Below are 16078 nucleotides of genomic sequence, written 5' to 3' on the forward strand. Positions count from 1 at the left end.
CGTCGCCTGTGCTTCCTCCCATCCGGACTAGCGACGCGGTTCTCACCGAACCTCATCGCATCACCGTCGGTTCCGGAATTCCACCGGATCAACCCGCCCGGTCTGACGATCGGACGGGCTCGCGGACTGTCACCGCCGGTTCGGATTCCCACCGACCCCGGAGCACGTTGTTCTGCTCTCGATCCTACTCAACGCGCGCGCCGTCGTTTCATTCCGTGTCGGCTGCTGCCGCTGCGGCGCGGCGCTACTTCAGGAGCCGGCTCAGCCGTCGATCGGCGAGGAGCTTCCCGCCGGTCTGACAGGTCGGGCAGTATTCGAGCGAGTTGTCCGCGAAGAAGACGCTGCGCACCTCGTCGCCGCAGACCGGACACCGCTCGCCGCGTCGGCCGTGCACGGCCATGCCGCGCCGCTTGGCGTCCTTGAGATCGGCCGGAGGACGGCCGGACGCCGCGGCGACGGCGTCGGCCAGCGTCGCGCGCAGCGCGTCGAACAGGCGCGTCACCTCCTCGTCGCCGAGGGTCGCGGCGAGGGCGTACGGCGACATCCGTGCGGCGTGCAGGATCTCGTCCGAGTACGCGTTGCCGATGCCGGCGACGATGGACTGGTCGCGCAGGACGCCTTTGATCTGGGTGCGTCGGCCCGCGAGCAGGTCGGCGAGGGTGTCGCGCGTGAAGTCCGGGCCGAGCGGGTCGGGCCCGAGCCGCGCGATGCCCGGCACATCCGCGGGTGCCCGCACGGCGTACACGGCGAGCGACTTCTTCGTCCCCGCCTCGGTGAGGTCGAACCCCGAGCCGTCGTCGAAGCCGACGCGCAGCGCGATCGGGGTATTCCCCGGCCGGATGACGGTCGACGGCAGCTGGTCGTACCAGCGCAGCCATCCCGCCTTGGCCAGATGGAAGACGAGGTGCAGTGCGTCCTCGGCGTGGGCATCGTCGTCGCTGCCGCCACCGTTGCCGCCGTCCGGCGCCGTCGTCTCCAGGTCGATGAACTTCCCGTGTCGTCGTGCGCCGGTCACGACCCGCCCGACGAGGGCGTCGAGGGGTGGGTCATAGGTCTTCAGGGCGGCGATGTTCGCGACCGTCGCCCGCGCGATGGTGAGACCGGTCGCGCGCGCCCCGAGGAACTCGACGAGCCCCTGGACCTCCGGCATCTCCGGCATGCGCCCATCCTGTCACGGTGCCCGGACACGGCGACAGGCGGGCGGCTCACCGGTCGAGGATCGGCCAGGGCTGCGGAGCACGATCGTCGTCGGCCAGGAGCCCCGCGATCCAGGCGTCGTCGCGCGTCGGCGTGCCGGCGATCCCCTCTCGCAACAGACCCTCGTAGCGGAACCCGAGGGCGCGCGCGGCGCGGGCCGAACCGACGTTCCCGACCACGGCGCGCCACTCGATGCGACGCAGCGCCGCGCCGTCGGGGGAGAACCCCCAGTCCAGGACCGCTCGTGCGGCCTCGATCAGCAGGCCCTGCCGACGCGACCACGGCGACACCCAGTAGCCGAGCTCCGCTGCGCCGCGGCCGTCGAGCCCGTGCAGTCCGACCATCCCCGCGAGGACGTCGCCGTCGCGCATCGCCCAGGTGAGGCTCGTGCCGTCCTCCCACTCACGGGCGACGCGGGGGACGAACTCCTCCGCGTGGTGGCGCTCGTACGGCGACGGCACGGTCGTGTAGCGCTGCGTCGCCTCGTCCTGGCAGGCCTCGTGGATCGCGTCGACGTCGCCCGCGGCGGGGGCGGAGAGCGTCAGACGGGCTGTCGAGAGGATGACGGGGACCATCCCCGGAGCCTAACGGCCCGGGGACGGCCCCGGGAGATCAGGCGTCTGCGCGCGCCGGGAGCACCCACCCGGCCCGCGGGAAGTGGCAGGTGTAGCCGTTCGGGATGCGCAGGAGGTAGTCCTGGTGCTCGGGCTCGGCCTCCCAGAACGCGCCCAGCGGCTCGATCGTCGTGACGGCCTTGCCCGGCCACAGGCCGGACGCGTCGACGTCCGCGATCGTGTCCCGCGCGACGCTCTCCTGCTCCGGCGTCACCGGGAAGATCGCCGACCGGTAGCTGGTGCCGATGTCGTTGCCCTGCCGGTCGAGGGTCGACGGGTCGTGGATCTGGAAGAAGAACGCGAGGATGTCGCGGTACGTCGTCGCGGCCGGATCGAAGACGATCTCGACGGCCTCGGCGTGCCCCGGGTGGTTGCGGTAGGTGGCGTGGTCGTTGGTGCCGCCGGTGTAGCCGACGCGCGTGTCGAGGACGCCCGGCTGTCGCCGGATGAGATCCTCCATGCCCCAGAAGCAGCCGCCGGCGAGGATCGCCGTCTCGGTGCCGGGGGTGCGGGTGATGCTGCCGTCGTCGGTCATGATCTGCTCCTCGAGTCGTCCGGATGCCGCGTACGCGGCCTCACCGGGACACAACGCTGCCGCTACCGATTCTGGTCCCTCCAGAACCTCCCAGGGCGCTGTGAGCGCGATCGCGGTAAAATGGAGGCCTCCGCTGCGTCCACCGGCGCGGCGAGGTGCATCTACCAGCTCGATCGGAACCGGGAAACGGCGGCACGTCACACCGAGCCGATCCTCCGGAGCACCACGTGGAGCACACCGACACCGCGGTCCACCGCGCCGCGGCCCCCGCCGCACCCCGCCGTCCCGACGCGCCGGATCATCCCGGCGCGCCGCGGGGCACGCTGCGCGAGCACACCGGATGGCTGTACTGGCCCATCGCCTTCGTCGCCCGCCTGCCGTTCGCGATGATGACCGTGGGCGTCCTGATGCTCGTCGTGGCCGCCACCGGGTCGGTCGCGCTCGGCGGCCTCACCTCCGCGGCGGTCGGGATCGGAGTCGTCGTCGCCGGGCCCGTCATCGGAGACCTCGTCGACCGACACGGCCAGCGGCGGGTCCTGGTGCCGGTGGGCCTGCTCAACGGCATCCTGCTCGCCCTGTTCCCCGTGGTCGCCCAGGCGGCGGTTCCCCCGGGGCTGCTCCTGGCCGCCGCGCTCGCGATCGGGCTGAGCGCCCCTCAGGCCGCCGCGATGTCGCGGTCGCGACTGCTGACCATCATCGGAGCGCGGCTCGCCCCCGACACCCGCGAGCGCACGGTCAGCCGGGTCATGTCCTACGAGTCCGCGGCGGACGAGACGGCGTTCGTCATCGGTCCGTTCCTCGTCGGCATCCTCGCGGCCGCGGTCGCACCGTGGGCGCCGATCGCGATCGCCGCGGTGCTGAGCCTCGGCTTCGTGACGGCGTTCGCGCTGCATCCGACGGCTCTGGTGCGCGCGGACGTCGCCGCCGAATCCGGCGACGCCGCCGCGCGCGCCCCGATCGGCGCCGTCTTCTCGCCGCCGGTCCTGGTCCTCATCGGCGGCACCTTCGCGGTGGGCATGTTCTTCGGGGCGACCCTGACCTCGCTGACCGCCTTCGTGCAGGGGGGCGGAGACGAATCCCAGGCGGGGCTCCTCTACGGCCTCATGGGGGTCGGGTCCGCCGCCCTCGCCCTGGCCGTCGCGGCTCTGCCCGACCGCTTCGCGCTGCGGTGGCGGTGGATGGCGTTCGCCGGGGTGCTGGCGGCGTCGGCGGCCGGCTACGCGACGACGACCTCCACGGCGGGGCTCGTGGTGTGGCTGCTTCTGCTCGGTCTCGGTGTCGGTCCGACGCTGGTCACGCTCTTCTCGCTCGCGGGGAGCCGCGCCCCGGTCGGGCGCACCGCGACGACGATGACGGTGCTCGGCGCCGCACTCACGCTCGCGCAGGCCCTCTCGTCGGCGGTCACGGGATGGATCGCCGATCAGGGATCGGTGGGTGCCGCGATGGCGATGCCCGTCCTCGCCGCCGCCCTCGTGCTCGGCTTCGGCGCGGCGAACCTCGGAATCGAGCGGCTGGGACTCGAGCGGGTGTCCCGCACGGCGCGCTGAGGTCAGTCGGCGGGCGGCGCCGGGTAGGGATGCCGGGCGAGCAGATCGGCCAGGTGCGCGGCATTGCGGGCGAGCGTGCGGGTCGTCTCGGCGACCTTCTCGGGGGTCTCGTCCAGATCGTTGTAGTCGACGGTGTTCATCGCCTCGCCGTTCCAGTAGACGCCGCCCTGGCTCGGGATGGTGAGCCCGACATCGCTGAGACCCTGGTAGAGGGCGGCGGTGATGGCGTGCGCGCCGTCCTCGTTGCCGACGACCACGGCGATGCCCACCTTCCCGGCGAGGACGGGGCGACCCTCGTCGTCCGTCTCGGAGATGTCGGCGTCGAGGCGCTCGAGCACGCGCTGGGCGATCGAGGACATGTTGCCCATCCAGGTCGGGGTGGCCACGATGAGGATGTCCGCCGCGAGGACCCGGTCGTGGAGGCGCGGCCACGCGTCCCCCTCGCCCATGTCGAGCTCGACGCCGGGTCGTACGTCGTGGTCGACCACCCGCACGATCTCACCGTCGACGCCGTGCGTGGCGAGAGCGTCGAGAAGCTGCTGCGCGAGCAGCTCGCTGCTGGAGGGGGCGGGCGAGGGCTTGAGGGTGCAGTTGAGCACGAGAGCGCGGGTCATGGCCCCACCCTCGCCCCGCCGGCCCGCGCGCGGCAGGGGATTGACAACGCGCCCGTCAGACGAAGCGCACCCAGTTCGCCCCGCGCCCGGTCTCGGCGCGGTCGAGCAGCGTGAGCGCCGTGCCGTCGACCGCGTACAGCGACACGGTCGTGGACTTCTCGCCCGCCGCGACCAGGAGGCGGCCGTCCGGGCTCGTCGCGAAACCGCGCGGCTGCTGCTCCGTCACGGTGAACGAGTCGGCGTCCGACGGAGCGCCGTCGGCGGCGATCCGCACCGGCGCGAGCGTGCTCTCGGTGCGCTCGGACGCCCACAGCACCGCGCCGTCGGCACCCGGATGCAGGTCGGCGCCCCAGATGTAGTGGTGCGCGAGCGGATCGGCGCCGAACTCGCTGTGGCCGAGGCCCGCGGCGGGGTCGACGGCGCTCGCCGAGCCCTCGAACGTCAGGACGCCCTCGTCGGGGTCGCGCCGGTAGTGCAGGACCTCACCCGAGAACTCGGTCATGACGTACACGGCGGCGCGGTCGTCGTCGATCAGGAGGTGGCGCGGGCCGCTCCCGGCGGGGGCCGACACGGTGGGCTGAGCGAGGGGCACGAGGGCGAGATCGTCGTCGAGCCGGTACTGCGCGACGAGGTCGGCGCCGAGCGAGACGAAGTAGGCGAAGCGGCCGTCGGGGCTCGGGAGGACCGAGTGGAGGTTCGGGTAGGCGATGCGCGCCACCGGCGTGCCCACAGACCCGTCGGCGACGGAGGACACGATGCCGTAGCCGCCGCCGTAGCTCGCGCCGAGGAGCACGGTGCCGCCGCGCGCGAGCGCGAGGTAGTTCATCCCGCCGGAGGGGAGGTCGAGGCGCGACCGCGGTGTGAGCGCGCCGGTCGACCGGTCGAGGGAGAGCGTGACGATGCCGGCGGGCTCGCCCTTGACGGCGGCGTAGACGAGGTCTCGGTCTGCGTCGACGGCGAAGGTGGAGCAGCCGGTCAGGCCGCCCGTCACGGCGATCCGCTCCAGCGCGCCGTCGGAGACGCGGAAGGTCGAGATCGAGCCGTCGCCGGCGTTGGCCACGAGGACGAGGGATGCGGAATCGGTCACCCTCCCAGGGTAGGCGCACGCGAGGCGGTGTCTCCGCCTCGCGGGGGTCGTAGTCTCGGAGGTGACGGAAAGGAGCCGCCCATGGCCCGCATCCTGCTCATCGGCGGACACGGAAAGGTGTCGCTGCTGCTCGAGCCGATCCTCGCCGCTGCCGGCGACCACGTCACCGCGGTCGTGCGCAACCCGGCACACGAGGCCGACGTGACCGCCGCCGGGGCGACGCCGCTCGTCGCCGACGTGGAGGGATTCGATCTCGACCAGCTGACGAACCTGATCAGCGGCAACGACGTGGTCATCTGGTCGGCCGGCGCCGGAGGCGGCGACGCGGCACGCACGCGGGCGGTGGACCGCGACGCGGCGATCCGCTCGATGGATGCGGCGCTCGCCGCCGGGGTCCGCCGCTACGTCATGGTGTCGTACTTCGGTGCGGGGCCCGACCACGGTGTCGACCCGGACGACGCGTTCTTCGCCTACGCCGAGGCGAAGGCGGATGCCGACGAGCACCTGCGGGCGAGCGGTCTGGACTGGACGATCGTCGCCCCCTCGCGTCTGACCCTCGACGAGCCGACCGGGCGCGTCGATCTCGCGGCGACCTCGTCGGGATCGGTCTCGCGCGCCGACGTCGCCGCGGTGATCGCCGCGGTCGTGCACGAGCCGGGCACCATCGGCCGGACGCTCTCGTTCAACGGCGGCGACGTGCCGATCGCGGATGCCGTGGCGCAGGAGGGCGCTCGATGAGCGTGGGCGATCACGCGACGTGGGTCCTCGTCGACGGCGAGAACATCGACGCGACCCTCGGCGGATCGATCCTGGGCCGCCGGCCGCACCCTGACGAGCGGCCGCGCTGGGACCGGGTGCTCGGCTTCCTCGCTGACCGGTGGGATCAGCAGGCCCGGGGACTCTTCTTCCTCAACGCGACGACGAACCTCCCGATGTCGTTCATCCAGGCGCTCCTGGCGCTCGGGTACCAGCCGATCCCGCTGTCCGGGGACGCCGACGAGAAGGTCGTCGACATCGCGATCCAGCGCACCCTCCGTGCGCTGCAGGAGCGGGCGGGCGACGTGGTGCTCGTCAGTCACGACGGCGACTTCGTCGATGACCTCGGCGCCCTCCTCGACGGGCGTCGGGTCGGGGTCGTGGGCTTCACCGAGTTCCGCAACGCCGCGTTCGCGGACCTTCCGGGCGTCGAGTTCTTCGACTTGGAGTACGACGTGGACGCCTTCGACGCGCAGCTCCCGCGCGTGCGGGTGATCGCGATCGACGAGTTCGACCCGCTGCAGTTCCTGCGCTGACGGTCGGGAGTCGCGCGTGTCCGATGCGTCGACGTCGCTCGCGCGGACGTACCGGTATCTGCGGATCGCGATCGCGGGTTCGGTCGCAGCGTTGTTCGTCGCGATCGGTGTCGCGATGCCGGCGGTGGGGGTCTTACCATCGATCAGCCACTACTTCTACAGTCCGGCGCGCCCGGTGTTCGTGGGCGTGCTGATCGCGGTGTCGGTGGCCCTGTTCGCCCTGTCAGGGCGAGGGGCGCAGCGGGTGCTGCTGGATGTCGCGGCGGTGCTCGCGCCGCTCATCGCGATCATCCCGACCCCGCTCGTGCCGGGGGTCGTTCCCGGCCTCGACGCGCCGTGCCCGGGTGGGGACGAGTCGTGCGTGCCCGCCGGGTTCATGGGTGAGGTGGGCAACGGTGTGGTGACGTATCTGATCGTGGGGGCGGGGGTGGCCGTGCTGGCGTCGGTGCTGGTGGTGGCCGGGCGAGTCGAGCGCGGCGGGACACTGCTGTCGGTGACGGTCGCCGCCGTGATCCTGCTCGCCGTGGGGTTCGGATGGGTGTTCGCGCGGGAGGGGCTGCTGCGGTGGGGGCACCTCCTCGCGGCGGTGGCGTTCTTCCTGGTGATCGCGGCGTCGGCGGTGGTGGTGGCGGTGTCGCCGGTGGCCGGTGCCCCGGCGTGGCTGAGCGGCACGTATCTCGCGATCGCGATCGCGCTCGGTGTCGTCGTGCTGACGATCCCGGTGTACGGGGGGCTGCGACTCGGCGCGGTAGATGGGGTGTTCGTCGGCGAGACCGTCGCCCTCGTGCTGTTCGCCGCATTCTGGGTGGTGCAGTCGGTGCAGGCGTGGGATGCCTCCGATCCGGCGATCGTCGGCCCCCGGCGTCCGCCCGCGAGGTAGTCTCGCCGGATGACGCGGACGATCATCATCACCGGGGCGAGCGACGGCATCGGGGCCGCCGCGGCGAGGCAGTTGCACGCCGCGGGGGAGCGTGTCGTGGTGGTGGGGCGAAACACGGAGAAGACGCGGGTCGTCGCGGAGAGCATCGGGGCGCCGTGGCACGTCGCCGACTTCGCGAACCTGGAGGACGTCCGTCGACTGGCGCAGACGCTGCGGGAGGCGTACCCGCGGATCGACGTGCTGGCCAACAACGCCGGCGGCGTGTTCGGGGAGCGCACCCTCACCCGCGACGGGTTCGAGCAGACGTTCCAGGTCGACCATCTCGCGGGCTTCCTGCTGACGAACCTGCTGCGCGATCGGCTCGAGGAGAGCGGCGCGTCGGTCATCCAGACCTCGAGCGTCGCGGCGCGGGCGTTCTCGCGGTTCGACATCGACGATCTCCAAGGTGCCCGCCGCTACTCGCCGAGCAGGGCGTACGGCAACGCGAAGCTCGCGAACATCCTCTTCACGAAGGAGCTCGCCCGCCGCTGGGGCGGGCGCGGTGTGTCGGCGGTCGCCTTCCACCCGGGCGCCATCGCGAGCGGCTTCGCCGGTGGGTCGACCGGTCTGTGGCGGTGGATGTACACCAACCCGCTGGCGAGTCGTCTGCTGACGTCGACCGACGTGGGCGGGTCGCGGCTGGGATGGCTCGCCCTGGGCACGCCCGGGATCGACTGGGTCTCGGGCGGGTTCTACTCCGGGAACGCGCCGGCCCGCACGAGCCCGCGGGCGGCGGACCCGCTTCTCGCCCGCCGGCTGTGGGAGAAGAGCGCGGAGCTCGTCGGCATCGACCCGGAGTGAGGCGCCCGCGTCACTCTGCGGCGGCGTCCGGAACGCGGAGGTACCACTCCACGAATCTGCGGGCGCGCCCGTCGGCGGCGAAGTGCACCTCCCAGAGGTTCACGTAGGAGGCGTGCCCGGGATAGTCGACGGTGCCGCGGATGATGCCGATGTCGTCGCCCTCGATCAGGACGTGGAGGTCGGCGACGGCCTCGGTGGGCTCCGGATCCTGCCAGGCGGTGAGGACCGCATCGATCCCCCGGGCCGGGGAGGTCTCGTAGGGGTGGAAGAGGTATTCGGCGTCGTCGGTGAAGAGGGCGCGGACGTCGGCGTCGTCCTTCGTCCGCCACGCCCTGAGGTAGCCGTCGAGCCAGTTCTGCGTCGTGGATGTCGTCATGCGTCCGGTCTATCGCGGAGTGCCGACACCGGGACAGCGGGATCCCCTCGCCGGCGGCAGGCCGCGCCGCCCGACGGCAGGCAATCTCGCCCGCGCCGCCCGACGGCAGGCCATCTCGCTCGCTCCCGGCCGGCACCGGCGACGTCGCCCGTGTCGCGCGGCGTCAGGCCGTGAGGTCGAATCGTGCTCGCCCTCCGCGTCGCGGTGCGCGAGACGGATCGATCCACGGGGGAGGGATGAACCACACCTGGGCGCGTACTCCCGTCCCATCGACCCGGATCTCCCACCCGTCGTCGTGGATGCGATGGTGGCAGGCCGCGCACAGGAGGATCCCGTTGTCGAGATCGGTCGGCCCGCCGTCGCGCTCCCACCAGCGGATGTGGTGCACATGGGTCCAGGCGGTGGGCGCCCCGCAGGAGGAGCATCCGCCGTCGCGCTCCGCCAGCGCGAGCTTCTGCGCCGGGCTGAACAGGCGACGTGCGCGTCCCCAGTCGAGGATCTCTCCGTCGGAGCCCATCACCCACGGGATCACCTGCAGGTCGCACGCCATCCGTCGCACCACGGAAGCGGGAGCGGCGGTGTCGAAACCGTCGAGCGTCACCGCGCCGACACCGCTCCGGAGATCGTCGAGGCTCATCCGCACGATGACCGTGGCGGTGGGTCCGGTGGGGACCTGCGTGCATCCGATGGCGTGCCGGCAGAGATCGGCGAGGGCGTCGGCGCGCATCTGTCGGATCGTGCGCTGATCGGCGACGGCGTCGTCGCCGCTGCCATCGCTCTCGGCATCGCGGCGACGTCGCAGCGCCTGGGAGACGAGGTCGTCGATCGCGGTCTTGATCGGAGCGGCGGTCTCGACGTCGAGGACTCCCGTGAGGTGGAGCATTCCGTCGCGCTCCTGCAGAGTCAGGGACCGTTCCGCCCGCCGCTCCTCGTGGCGGGGCTCGAGCCCGTCGGGGTCGAGGTGCGCCTCGGCGCGGGCGAGGAGTCGCGACAGCTCGTCGGAGCGCAGGCCCGGCGCCAGCGACACCAGTTCCGCCTCGGCCGCCGCGAGACGCGCCTGCTCGACCCTCGTGGAAAGACGATCGAGCAGGGCCACGATCGCGAAGGCCGACGTCACCCCGAGCGTTCCCGCCGCGACCGCCGCGGCGACCGAGGGGTGTTTCGCCGGCATCCGCTCGCCGGTGATCGACAGCCGCGGCGCGGTCGCTTCGCCGACCTGGACGAGCTTCGCGGCCTCACCCACGCTCGATCCCGTCGTCGCCTGGATGAGCGCGACGGGGGAGCGGAAACCCTGCCGCCGTGCGAGCGAGTCGCGGCCGAGCTCGATCCGCGACTGCCGCGCGATCTCCGCCGCGACGGGCGCGAACGCGGCGTCGACCTGTCGCGTCAACGCGCCGAAGGCGGCGCCGACCGCCAACAGCTGAGCCGGCGTCAGGGCATCCGGAGACGTCCCGCCGCCCGCGGCCTCGAGCGCGGCGAGAGCCTGCGCGATGCCGATGAGCGGCGGAGGCGGTGGGGTGGTCATGGCTCAAGATTAGAACATACGTACGACACTCGACGGAGTTGTCCACAGTTCCAGAGACGCCCCGTGGTCGTCGTCCGCGGTGCCTCCTCCCGTTGGCGCGATCACTGCGGCGAGAGGGCTCGGGCCCACGCCACTTCTCGCTCCAGCTGTCCTGTGCGCTGGAACAGGCGCACCTGGTGCGTGTCGCCGAGCGCCCGGGCGAGCTCGTCGCGGTCGGCCGGCGCTAATCCGAGGCTCTGCCAGAACAGCCCCGACCGTCGGCTGAAGAGCCACGCCGTCGTCGCCCCCGCTTCCGCCGCCCGGGACACGGCGAACGACGCCAGAGCGCTGCCTCGGCCACGGGTGCGCCGATCCAGGTCGACCGCGACACTGCGGATGAGCGCATGTCGACCGTCGCCGCTCATCTCATACCCCGTGCTACCGATGATCCCGCGGTCGCGGTCGCGGTCGATCCAGAGGCGCACCGTCGGGGCATCCAGCCCGCTGAGCGTCAGATCGACACGGCGCAGAAACGACCGGAGCGCGTCGACATCGCTGGTGGTACATAGCTCGAGTCCCACCCGACCATCTCACCACGTGGGCTCCGCCGCCGATCCGGTGGCCGGTACCCTCGACGTCATGGACTGGCGCGAGGACCGCATCGGCTCTGCGGCGCGCGGAGAGAACCCGACCGTGCTCGCGGAGCTCGCCGGCGGGTACGCCGTGATCGGCGATGTCCAGTTCCTCCCCGGATACTGCGTCCTGCTCGGGAAAGACCCGAACGCACGAGCGCTCGCCGAGATGCCCCGGCGTGAGCGCGTCCGCTTCCTCGCCGATGTCGATCTGCTCGCGACTGCGGTCGAACAGGCGTGTCGAGCGGCCGACGCATCTTTTCGCCGCGTGAACATCGACATCCTGGGCAACGCCGACGCCTTCGTGCACGCCCACGTCTGGCCCCGCTACGACTGGGAACCGGAGGACCTCGTCCGACGACCCGTGTGGCTCTATGACCCCGCGTGCTGGCACGATCCGGCCACGGCTCTCGGCGATCGGCACGACGCGCTCCGGGCGAGCATCACCGCCCGTGTGCGGGCTCTGGCCGCCGCCGACACGCTCGCGCTCGGCGCCGCGCCACCGATCGCCGCCCCACCGAGGACGCCCGGACCCTGACGGCACCGGGTCAGGGTGTCGACTCGGACGCGCCGCTGGCCGCCTCGTCGACCGCCGCGAGGATCGCGTCGACGACGGCGTCGATCGCCCGCGGTGCGACGTGCAGGTTCAGGGCCGGCTCGACGAGCTCGACCTCCAGCACGCACAGTCCGAAGCGCTCCGAGTCCACGGTGTCGATGCGCGCGTACACGGGGGTGCCGCTTCCGGTCACCGCTCGCACCGCGGCGAGCACGTCCGCCGCGAAGGCGCGTTCCTCGTCGGAGGTCGGCACCGGCACAGGATTCTCCGCGTAGACGCCGCCCCGCAGCCCGCCGCCCGGCTCGAGCAGCGCCCCCTTCGCGATGGCGTGCGTGAAGGCGCCGTCGATCGCGTACAGCGCCTTCTCCCGCCCCGCCGACAGCTCCGGCACCTCCGGCTGGACCATCGCGACACCGCCGCCGGCGATGATCCGAGCGGCGAGGTCGAGGGCCGCGGGATCGTTCGCGGCGAACAGCCCCGTGTCGCGCGCGCCCGCCGAGACCGTCGGCTTGATCACGACACGTGCCGCCCCGTCGGCGTCCTGCGCGGCGATCGCCGCCCGGGCGGTGTCGAGGGTCGCGGCGAACACGGTCGGCACCGTGCGGATGCCCGCCGCATCGAGCTCGGCCAGGTAGCGCTTGTCGAGGTTCCACCGCACGATCGCGGGATCGTTGACGACCCGCGTCGTCCTCTGGGCGCGCGTGAGCCACGCGTCGAAGTCGGCCGGCCGCTCCGGATAGTCCCAGGGTGAGCGGATCACCAGCAGGCTGAATGCGGCCAGATCGACGTCCTCGTCGTGCCAGACGACCGGGAGAGCCTGCTTTCCACGCGCTCGCAACGCCTCGAGAAGGAGAGGAGTGTCGTGGTCGGGGTCTTCGGGCGCGTAGGCGTCCGTCACGACGATGCCGATCAGGGGCGACGACGGCATGCGGATCAGCGGGGCCCGGCGGCGGGCGGAGTGCCGGTCACAGGATCTGTCCGATGGGCTCGCGCTTCTCCGCCTGGAAGCGGTCCTCGGTGCGTCCGCGCGCCCAGTACCCCGACAGGGACACCCGGGAGCGGTCCAGCCCGCGCTCGTCGAAGAGCACCCGTCGGATGGCCTTCATGGACTCCCGCTCGCCGTGGGCGAAGACCTGGACGTCGCCCTCCGGCCACTCCAGCTGCCGGAGCACCGCGGCGAGGGCCTCCACCTCGTGCGTCGGGTCGATCACCCACTCGACCTCGACGCCGGCCGGGACGTCGGGCAGCGCCAGGACGGCGCTCTCGGCCTCGACCTCGATGACCGCGTGCCCGCGGGCATCCGTCGGCAGCGCCGACAGCGCCGCCGAGATCGCGGGCAGCGCCGAGAGGTCGCCCGCGAACACGTGCGCGGCCGCGGGGTCGGGGGTGTAACCCCCGCCGGGACCCATGAGGCTCAGCCGGTCGCCGACGCGGGCACCCGCGGCCCAGGGGCCTGCGAGCCCGTCGTCGCCGTGGACGACGAAGTCGATCTCGAGTGTTCCGGCGGCGGCGTCCACGCGCCGCACCGTGTACGTCCGGGTGACGGGCAGGGACTCCGGCGCCGGGGTCGTGAACTTCAGCTTCACGTACTTGTCCGTCTCCGCGCGATCCTCGAACTGTGCGAACCCGGGGCCGCCGAGGGTGACGCGCACGAGGTGCGGCGAGAGCCGTTCGGTGCCGACGACCTCGAGCTCGATCGTCGGACGGGGCGGGCGGGCAGCGGTGCGGGAGGAGAGGGCCACCTCTCCACGGTAGTGGGCGGCACCCGCACACGGGCCGCGGCCGGACGGCACGCACGGCCCACACGCCGCGCGTGCGCGCGGGCGGGCGGGCTTAGCCTGTCTGGATGACCGATGCCGCCTCCTCCGCCCGCGCACAGCTGCGGGCCCTCGTCGAGAGCGGTGTCGAGTGGAACGTGCCCCGTGACCCGAATGCGCAGGACGTCCCCGCCCGGCCGGCCGCGGTGCTGATCCTGTTCGGCGTGCTCGACGCCGCGCCGAGCCGGCGGGTGGCCGAGGATGCCGCCGTCTCGCGCGACCTCGACGTGCTGCTCCTGGCACGCGCCGCGACGCTGCGCTCGCACCCCGGCCAGGTCGCGTTCCCGGGCGGCCGGCTCGATCCCGGCGATGCCGGTCCGGTCGACGCCGCGCTGCGCGAAGCGCGCGAGGAGACCGGCCTGGACACGGACGGCGTCGACGTGCTGGGCACGCTCCCCGCGGCGCCGCTGGAGTACTCGGGGCACCTCGTGACGCCCGTGCTCGGATGGTGGCGTCAGCCCTCGCCCGTGCGGGTCGTCGACGTCGCCGAGTCGGCCGCGGTGTTCCGTGCCCCCGTCGCGGATCTTCTCGACCCCCGTCGACGCGGGGTGACGGTCATGCGCCGGGGAGGTCGCGAGTGGCGCGGCCCCGCGTTCGAGATCGACGGGCGGGTCGTCTGGGGCTTCACGGGGATCCTGCTCGACGCCCTGTTCGACCGGCTCGGCTGGAGCGAACCGTGGGACGTCTCCCGAGAGCTCGCCCTCCCCGCCTGACCGCGTCGCCGCGTCTCGTCGGACCCGCTCCGGGCTGCCGCCCGGCCGATGATAGGATCTTCCCTTGGAAGTGTGTCCGAGCGGCCTAAGGAGCATGGCTGGAATCCATGTAGGCGGGGTAACTCGCCTCGCAGGTTCAAATCCTGTCACTTCCGCTCCGAGATGAGCCCCACCCCGCCGGGTGGGGCTCATCTGCGTCGTAGGGGCCCGGGCGTCCTCGTCACATCGCGACGCCCTCCGGCCCCACGCGGGGAATGCCGCCGCGGCATCCGCCGTTGTCATCACGCGTCATGTCGGAGCCGCGTGCGCCCCCGCCGACGTAGCGTCGATGAGCGGCCCTCGCCGCAGATTCCCCGGCATCCGCCGAACCAGGAGAGATACACCCCCATGAGTTCCACCACCGCGCCCCCGCGCGTCCCCCGTTCCGCCAAGCCGAAGAAGCCGTTCTACCGGTCGTTCGGCTTCCAGATCACGGTCGCGCTGATCGCCGGCATCCTCTTGGGCGTGCTCGCGCTCACCCTGGGTCCCGACGGCGCGGGCAACCAGAACGGCCTGACGGCGACCCTGTCGACGATCGGCAGCGCCTACGTGACCCTCCTGAAGGTCGCGGTCGTCCCGCTCATCTTCCTCGCGATCGTGGCGAGCATCACGCAGCTGCGCAACGTCACGAACGCCGCGCGGCTCGCCGGTCAGACCCTCCTCTGGTTCGGGATCACGGCGCTCATCGCCGTGACGATCGGGATCGTGCTGGGCATCACCATCCAGCCCGGCAGCCGTGTCGCCCACGACCAGCTCACGACCGCGCCGCCGTACGCCGTCGGCTCGTGGTGGAACTTCCTCAAGGGGCTGATCCCGCAGAACTTCCTCGGGCTCACGGTGTCGACCTCCGAGAACGCGACGGGCGACCTCGTGTCGACCGTCGGCTTCAACATCCTGCAGGTCATCGTCATCTCGATCGCGGTCGGCATCGCCGCCCTCAAGCTCGGCACGCGGGCGGAGCCCTTCGTGGTGTTCACCCAGTCGACGTTGAAGATCGTCCAGCGCGTGCTGTGGTGGATCATCCGCATCGCGCCGATCGGAACCCTCGGGCTCATCGGCTCGGCCGTCGTGAACTACGGCACCGACAAGCTGCTCACCCTCGTGTGGTTCGTCGTCGCGGTGTACGCCGGTCTCGTGCTGGTCCTCTTCGTCGTGTACCCGATCCTCGTCAAGAGCCACGGGCTGTCGATCCGGCAGTACTTCTCCGGCGTCTGGCCGGCCGTGCAGCTCGGCTTCGTCTCGCGCTCGTCGATCGGCACCCTGCCGCTGACCCAGCGCGTCACCGAGCGCAACCTCGGCGTTCCGCGCGAATACGCCTCGTTCGCGGTGCCGCTCGGAGCCACGACCAAGATGGACGGATGCGCCGCGATCTACCCGGCGATCGCCGCGATCTTCGTGGCGCAGTTCTTCGGCGTCGAGCTGAACATCGTCTCGTACCTGCTGATCGCGCTCGTCTCCGTCGTCGGATCGGCGGCGACGGCCGGGACCACCGGGGCGACGGTCATGCTGACCCTCACCCTGTCGACGCTCGGCCTTCCCCTCGAGGGCGTCGGCCTGCTGCTCGCGATCGACCCCATCCTCGACATGGGCCGCACCGCGGTCAACGTCGCCGGTCAGGCGCTCGTGCCGACGATCGTCGCCGCGCGCGAGGGCATCCTCGACCGCGCGCTGTACGACGCCCCGCGCGACGGCGAGCCGTTCTCCGACGACCTCGACGAGGAGCGCGAGGCGGAGGCGTCGGCGCAGCCGGATGCCGTCGACGACGGCGTCCGCACGGAGCCGGCCCGCGCCTGAGCCTGCGCCTATCGGAGCCCCGGGTCGTGACGGCCCGGGGC

General features: G+C 72.3%; 18 protein-coding genes, 1 tRNA gene and 1 riboswitch. Of the genes, 9 read left to right on the forward strand and 10 right to left on the reverse strand.

Features of this window, described 5'->3' with window-relative positions:
• Positions 1-6: 6 nt before the first annotated feature.
• Positions 7-168: riboswitch (FMN riboswitch) on the reverse strand.
• Between the two features lie 76 nt (positions 169-244).
• The 3 genes from WFI00_RS02905 to msrA are packed head-to-tail and all read right to left on the reverse strand — an operon-like array spanning position 245 to position 2346.
• Positions 245-1159, reverse strand: coding sequence for a DNA-formamidopyrimidine glycosylase family protein (locus WFI00_RS02905; RefSeq protein ID WP_336631061.1), 915 nt, complete (start codon positions 1157-1159; stop codon positions 245-247).
• Positions 1160-1205: 46 nt separating this feature from the next.
• Positions 1206-1772, reverse strand: coding sequence for a GNAT family N-acetyltransferase (locus WFI00_RS02910; protein WP_336631062.1), 567 nt, complete (start codon positions 1770-1772; stop codon positions 1206-1208).
• A 37-nt stretch (positions 1773-1809) separates the two neighbouring features.
• Positions 1810-2346, reverse strand: coding sequence for a peptide-methionine (S)-S-oxide reductase MsrA (msrA, locus tag WFI00_RS02915; RefSeq protein WP_336631063.1), 537 nt, complete (start codon positions 2344-2346; stop codon positions 1810-1812).
• Between the two features lie 227 nt (positions 2347-2573).
• Between msrA and WFI00_RS02920 the strand changes: the two genes are divergently transcribed.
• Entirely contained in the window at positions 2574-3893 is a 1320-nt protein-coding gene (locus tag WFI00_RS02920; RefSeq protein WP_336631064.1) for an MFS transporter, read from the forward strand.
• A 2-nt stretch (positions 3894-3895) separates the two neighbouring features.
• Here WFI00_RS02920 and WFI00_RS02925 read toward each other — a convergent pair whose 3' ends face one another.
• Positions 3896-4507 (reverse strand): flavodoxin family protein, encoded by a 612-nt coding sequence (locus WFI00_RS02925; protein WP_336631065.1) that lies wholly within the window; start codon positions 4505-4507, stop codon positions 3896-3898.
• 55 nt (positions 4508-4562) lie between these two features.
• Positions 4563-5594 (reverse strand): lactonase family protein, encoded by a 1032-nt coding sequence (locus WFI00_RS02930; RefSeq protein ID WP_336631066.1) that lies wholly within the window; start codon positions 5592-5594, stop codon positions 4563-4565.
• Positions 5595-5675: 81 nt separating this feature from the next.
• Here WFI00_RS02930 and WFI00_RS02935 point away from each other — a divergent pair, with 81 nt between their 5' ends.
• The 4 genes from WFI00_RS02935 to WFI00_RS02950 are packed head-to-tail and all read left to right on the forward strand — an operon-like array spanning position 5676 to position 8606.
• Positions 5676-6332 carry an SDR family oxidoreductase gene (locus tag WFI00_RS02935; protein ID WP_336631067.1) on the forward strand — a complete coding sequence of 219 codons (657 nt, stop codon included), beginning with the start codon at positions 5676-5678 and terminating at the stop codon, positions 6330-6332.
• Positions 6329-6886 (forward strand): NYN domain-containing protein, encoded by a 558-nt coding sequence (locus tag WFI00_RS02940; protein WP_336631068.1) that lies wholly within the window; start codon positions 6329-6331, stop codon positions 6884-6886. The genes WFI00_RS02935 and WFI00_RS02940 overlap by 4 nt, the downstream gene beginning before the upstream one ends.
• 16 nt (positions 6887-6902) lie before the next feature.
• Complete coding sequence (locus WFI00_RS02945) at positions 6903-7766, forward strand: hypothetical protein (RefSeq protein ID WP_336631069.1); 864 nt, start codon at positions 6903-6905, stop codon at positions 7764-7766.
• Between the two features lie 9 nt (positions 7767-7775).
• Complete coding sequence (locus WFI00_RS02950; RefSeq protein ID WP_336631070.1) at positions 7776-8606, forward strand: SDR family NAD(P)-dependent oxidoreductase; 831 nt, start codon at positions 7776-7778, stop codon at positions 8604-8606.
• Positions 8607-8616: 10 nt separating this feature from the next.
• Here WFI00_RS02950 and WFI00_RS02955 read toward each other — a convergent pair whose 3' ends face one another.
• From WFI00_RS02955 to WFI00_RS02965, 3 genes are all read right to left on the reverse strand, one after another.
• Positions 8617-8982, reverse strand: a complete 366-nt coding sequence (locus WFI00_RS02955; RefSeq protein ID WP_336631071.1) for a nuclear transport factor 2 family protein — start codon at positions 8980-8982, stop codon at positions 8617-8619.
• Positions 8983-9145: 163 nt separating this feature from the next.
• A complete protein-coding gene (locus WFI00_RS02960) occupies positions 9146-10507 on the reverse strand; it encodes an HNH endonuclease signature motif containing protein (RefSeq protein WP_336631072.1) in 1362 nt (453 codons plus the stop codon).
• Between the two features lie 101 nt (positions 10508-10608).
• The gene (locus WFI00_RS02965) at positions 10609-11067 is read right to left on the reverse strand and encodes a GNAT family N-acetyltransferase (RefSeq protein WP_336631073.1); all 459 of its coding nucleotides are present in this window, start codon (positions 11065-11067) and stop codon (positions 10609-10611) included.
• A 16-nt stretch (positions 11068-11083) separates the two neighbouring features.
• On the opposite strand from WFI00_RS02965, the gene WFI00_RS02970 reads away from it, so the two are divergent.
• The gene (locus WFI00_RS02970; protein WP_336631074.1) at positions 11084-11656 is read left to right on the forward strand and encodes an HIT family protein; all 573 of its coding nucleotides are present in this window, start codon (positions 11084-11086) and stop codon (positions 11654-11656) included.
• Positions 11657-11666: 10 nt separating this feature from the next.
• On the opposite strand, the gene WFI00_RS02975 is transcribed toward WFI00_RS02970, so the two are convergent.
• Both WFI00_RS02975 and WFI00_RS02980 read right to left on the reverse strand, forming a co-directional pair.
• On the reverse strand, positions 11667-12602 hold the full coding sequence (locus WFI00_RS02975) for an ATP-grasp domain-containing protein (protein WP_336631075.1): 936 nt from the start codon (positions 12600-12602) through the stop codon (positions 11667-11669).
• A gap of 37 nt (positions 12603-12639) precedes the next feature.
• Positions 12640-13416, reverse strand: coding sequence for a siderophore-interacting protein (locus WFI00_RS02980; RefSeq protein WP_336631076.1), 777 nt, complete (start codon positions 13414-13416; stop codon positions 12640-12642).
• A 104-nt stretch (positions 13417-13520) separates the two neighbouring features.
• On the opposite strand from WFI00_RS02980, the gene WFI00_RS02985 reads away from it, so the two are divergent.
• The 3 genes from WFI00_RS02985 (at position 13521) to WFI00_RS02995 (ending at position 16037) form a co-directional block, all read left to right on the forward strand.
• Positions 13521-14204 (forward strand): NUDIX hydrolase, encoded by a 684-nt coding sequence (locus WFI00_RS02985; protein ID WP_336631077.1) that lies wholly within the window; start codon positions 13521-13523, stop codon positions 14202-14204.
• A 66-nt stretch (positions 14205-14270) separates the two neighbouring features.
• Positions 14271-14359 (forward strand) — tRNA-Ser (locus WFI00_RS02990).
• Between the two features lie 232 nt (positions 14360-14591).
• Positions 14592-16037 carry a dicarboxylate/amino acid:cation symporter gene (locus WFI00_RS02995; protein WP_336631078.1) on the forward strand — a complete coding sequence of 482 codons (1446 nt, stop codon included), beginning with the start codon at positions 14592-14594 and terminating at the stop codon, positions 16035-16037.
• Positions 16038-16078: the final 41 nt, after the last annotated feature.

The sequence above is a fragment of the Microbacterium sp. MMO-56 genome (genome assembly GCF_037146215.1).
GTDB lineage: Bacteria > Actinomycetota > Actinomycetes > Actinomycetales > Microbacteriaceae > Microbacterium.

Bases quoted from the DNA above. Each gene is read 5' to 3' on its own strand.
- WFI00_RS02935 (WP_336631067.1), top strand. From the start codon at position 5,676: ATGGCCCGCATCCTGCTCATCGGCGGACACGGAAAGGTGTCGCTGCTG.
- WFI00_RS02940 (WP_336631068.1), top strand. From the start codon at position 6,329: ATGAGCGTGGGCGATCACGCGACGTGGGTCCTCGTCGACGGCGAGAAC.
- WFI00_RS02910 (WP_336631062.1), bottom strand. From the start codon at position 1,772: ATGGTCCCCGTCATCCTCTCGACAGCCCGTCTGACGCTCTCCGCCCCC.
- WFI00_RS02985 (WP_336631077.1), top strand. From the start codon at position 13,521: ATGACCGATGCCGCCTCCTCCGCCCGCGCACAGCTGCGGGCCCTCGTC.
- WFI00_RS02905 (WP_336631061.1), bottom strand. From the start codon at position 1,159: ATGCCGGAGATGCCGGAGGTCCAGGGGCTCGTCGAGTTCCTCGGGGCG.
- WFI00_RS02925 (WP_336631065.1), bottom strand. From the start codon at position 4,507: ATGACCCGCGCTCTCGTGCTCAACTGCACCCTCAAGCCCTCGCCCGCC.
- WFI00_RS02995 (WP_336631078.1), top strand. From the start codon at position 14,592: ATGAGTTCCACCACCGCGCCCCCGCGCGTCCCCCGTTCCGCCAAGCCG.
- WFI00_RS02975 (WP_336631075.1), bottom strand. From the start codon at position 12,602: ATGCCGTCGTCGCCCCTGATCGGCATCGTCGTGACGGACGCCTACGCG.
- msrA (WP_336631063.1), bottom strand. From the start codon at position 2,346: ATGACCGACGACGGCAGCATCACCCGCACCCCCGGCACCGAGACGGCG.
- WFI00_RS02960 (WP_336631072.1), bottom strand. From the start codon at position 10,507: ATGACCACCCCACCGCCTCCGCCGCTCATCGGCATCGCGCAGGCTCTC.
- WFI00_RS02955 (WP_336631071.1), bottom strand. From the start codon at position 8,982: ATGACGACATCCACGACGCAGAACTGGCTCGACGGCTACCTCAGGGCG.
- WFI00_RS02950 (WP_336631070.1), top strand. From the start codon at position 7,776: ATGACGCGGACGATCATCATCACCGGGGCGAGCGACGGCATCGGGGCC.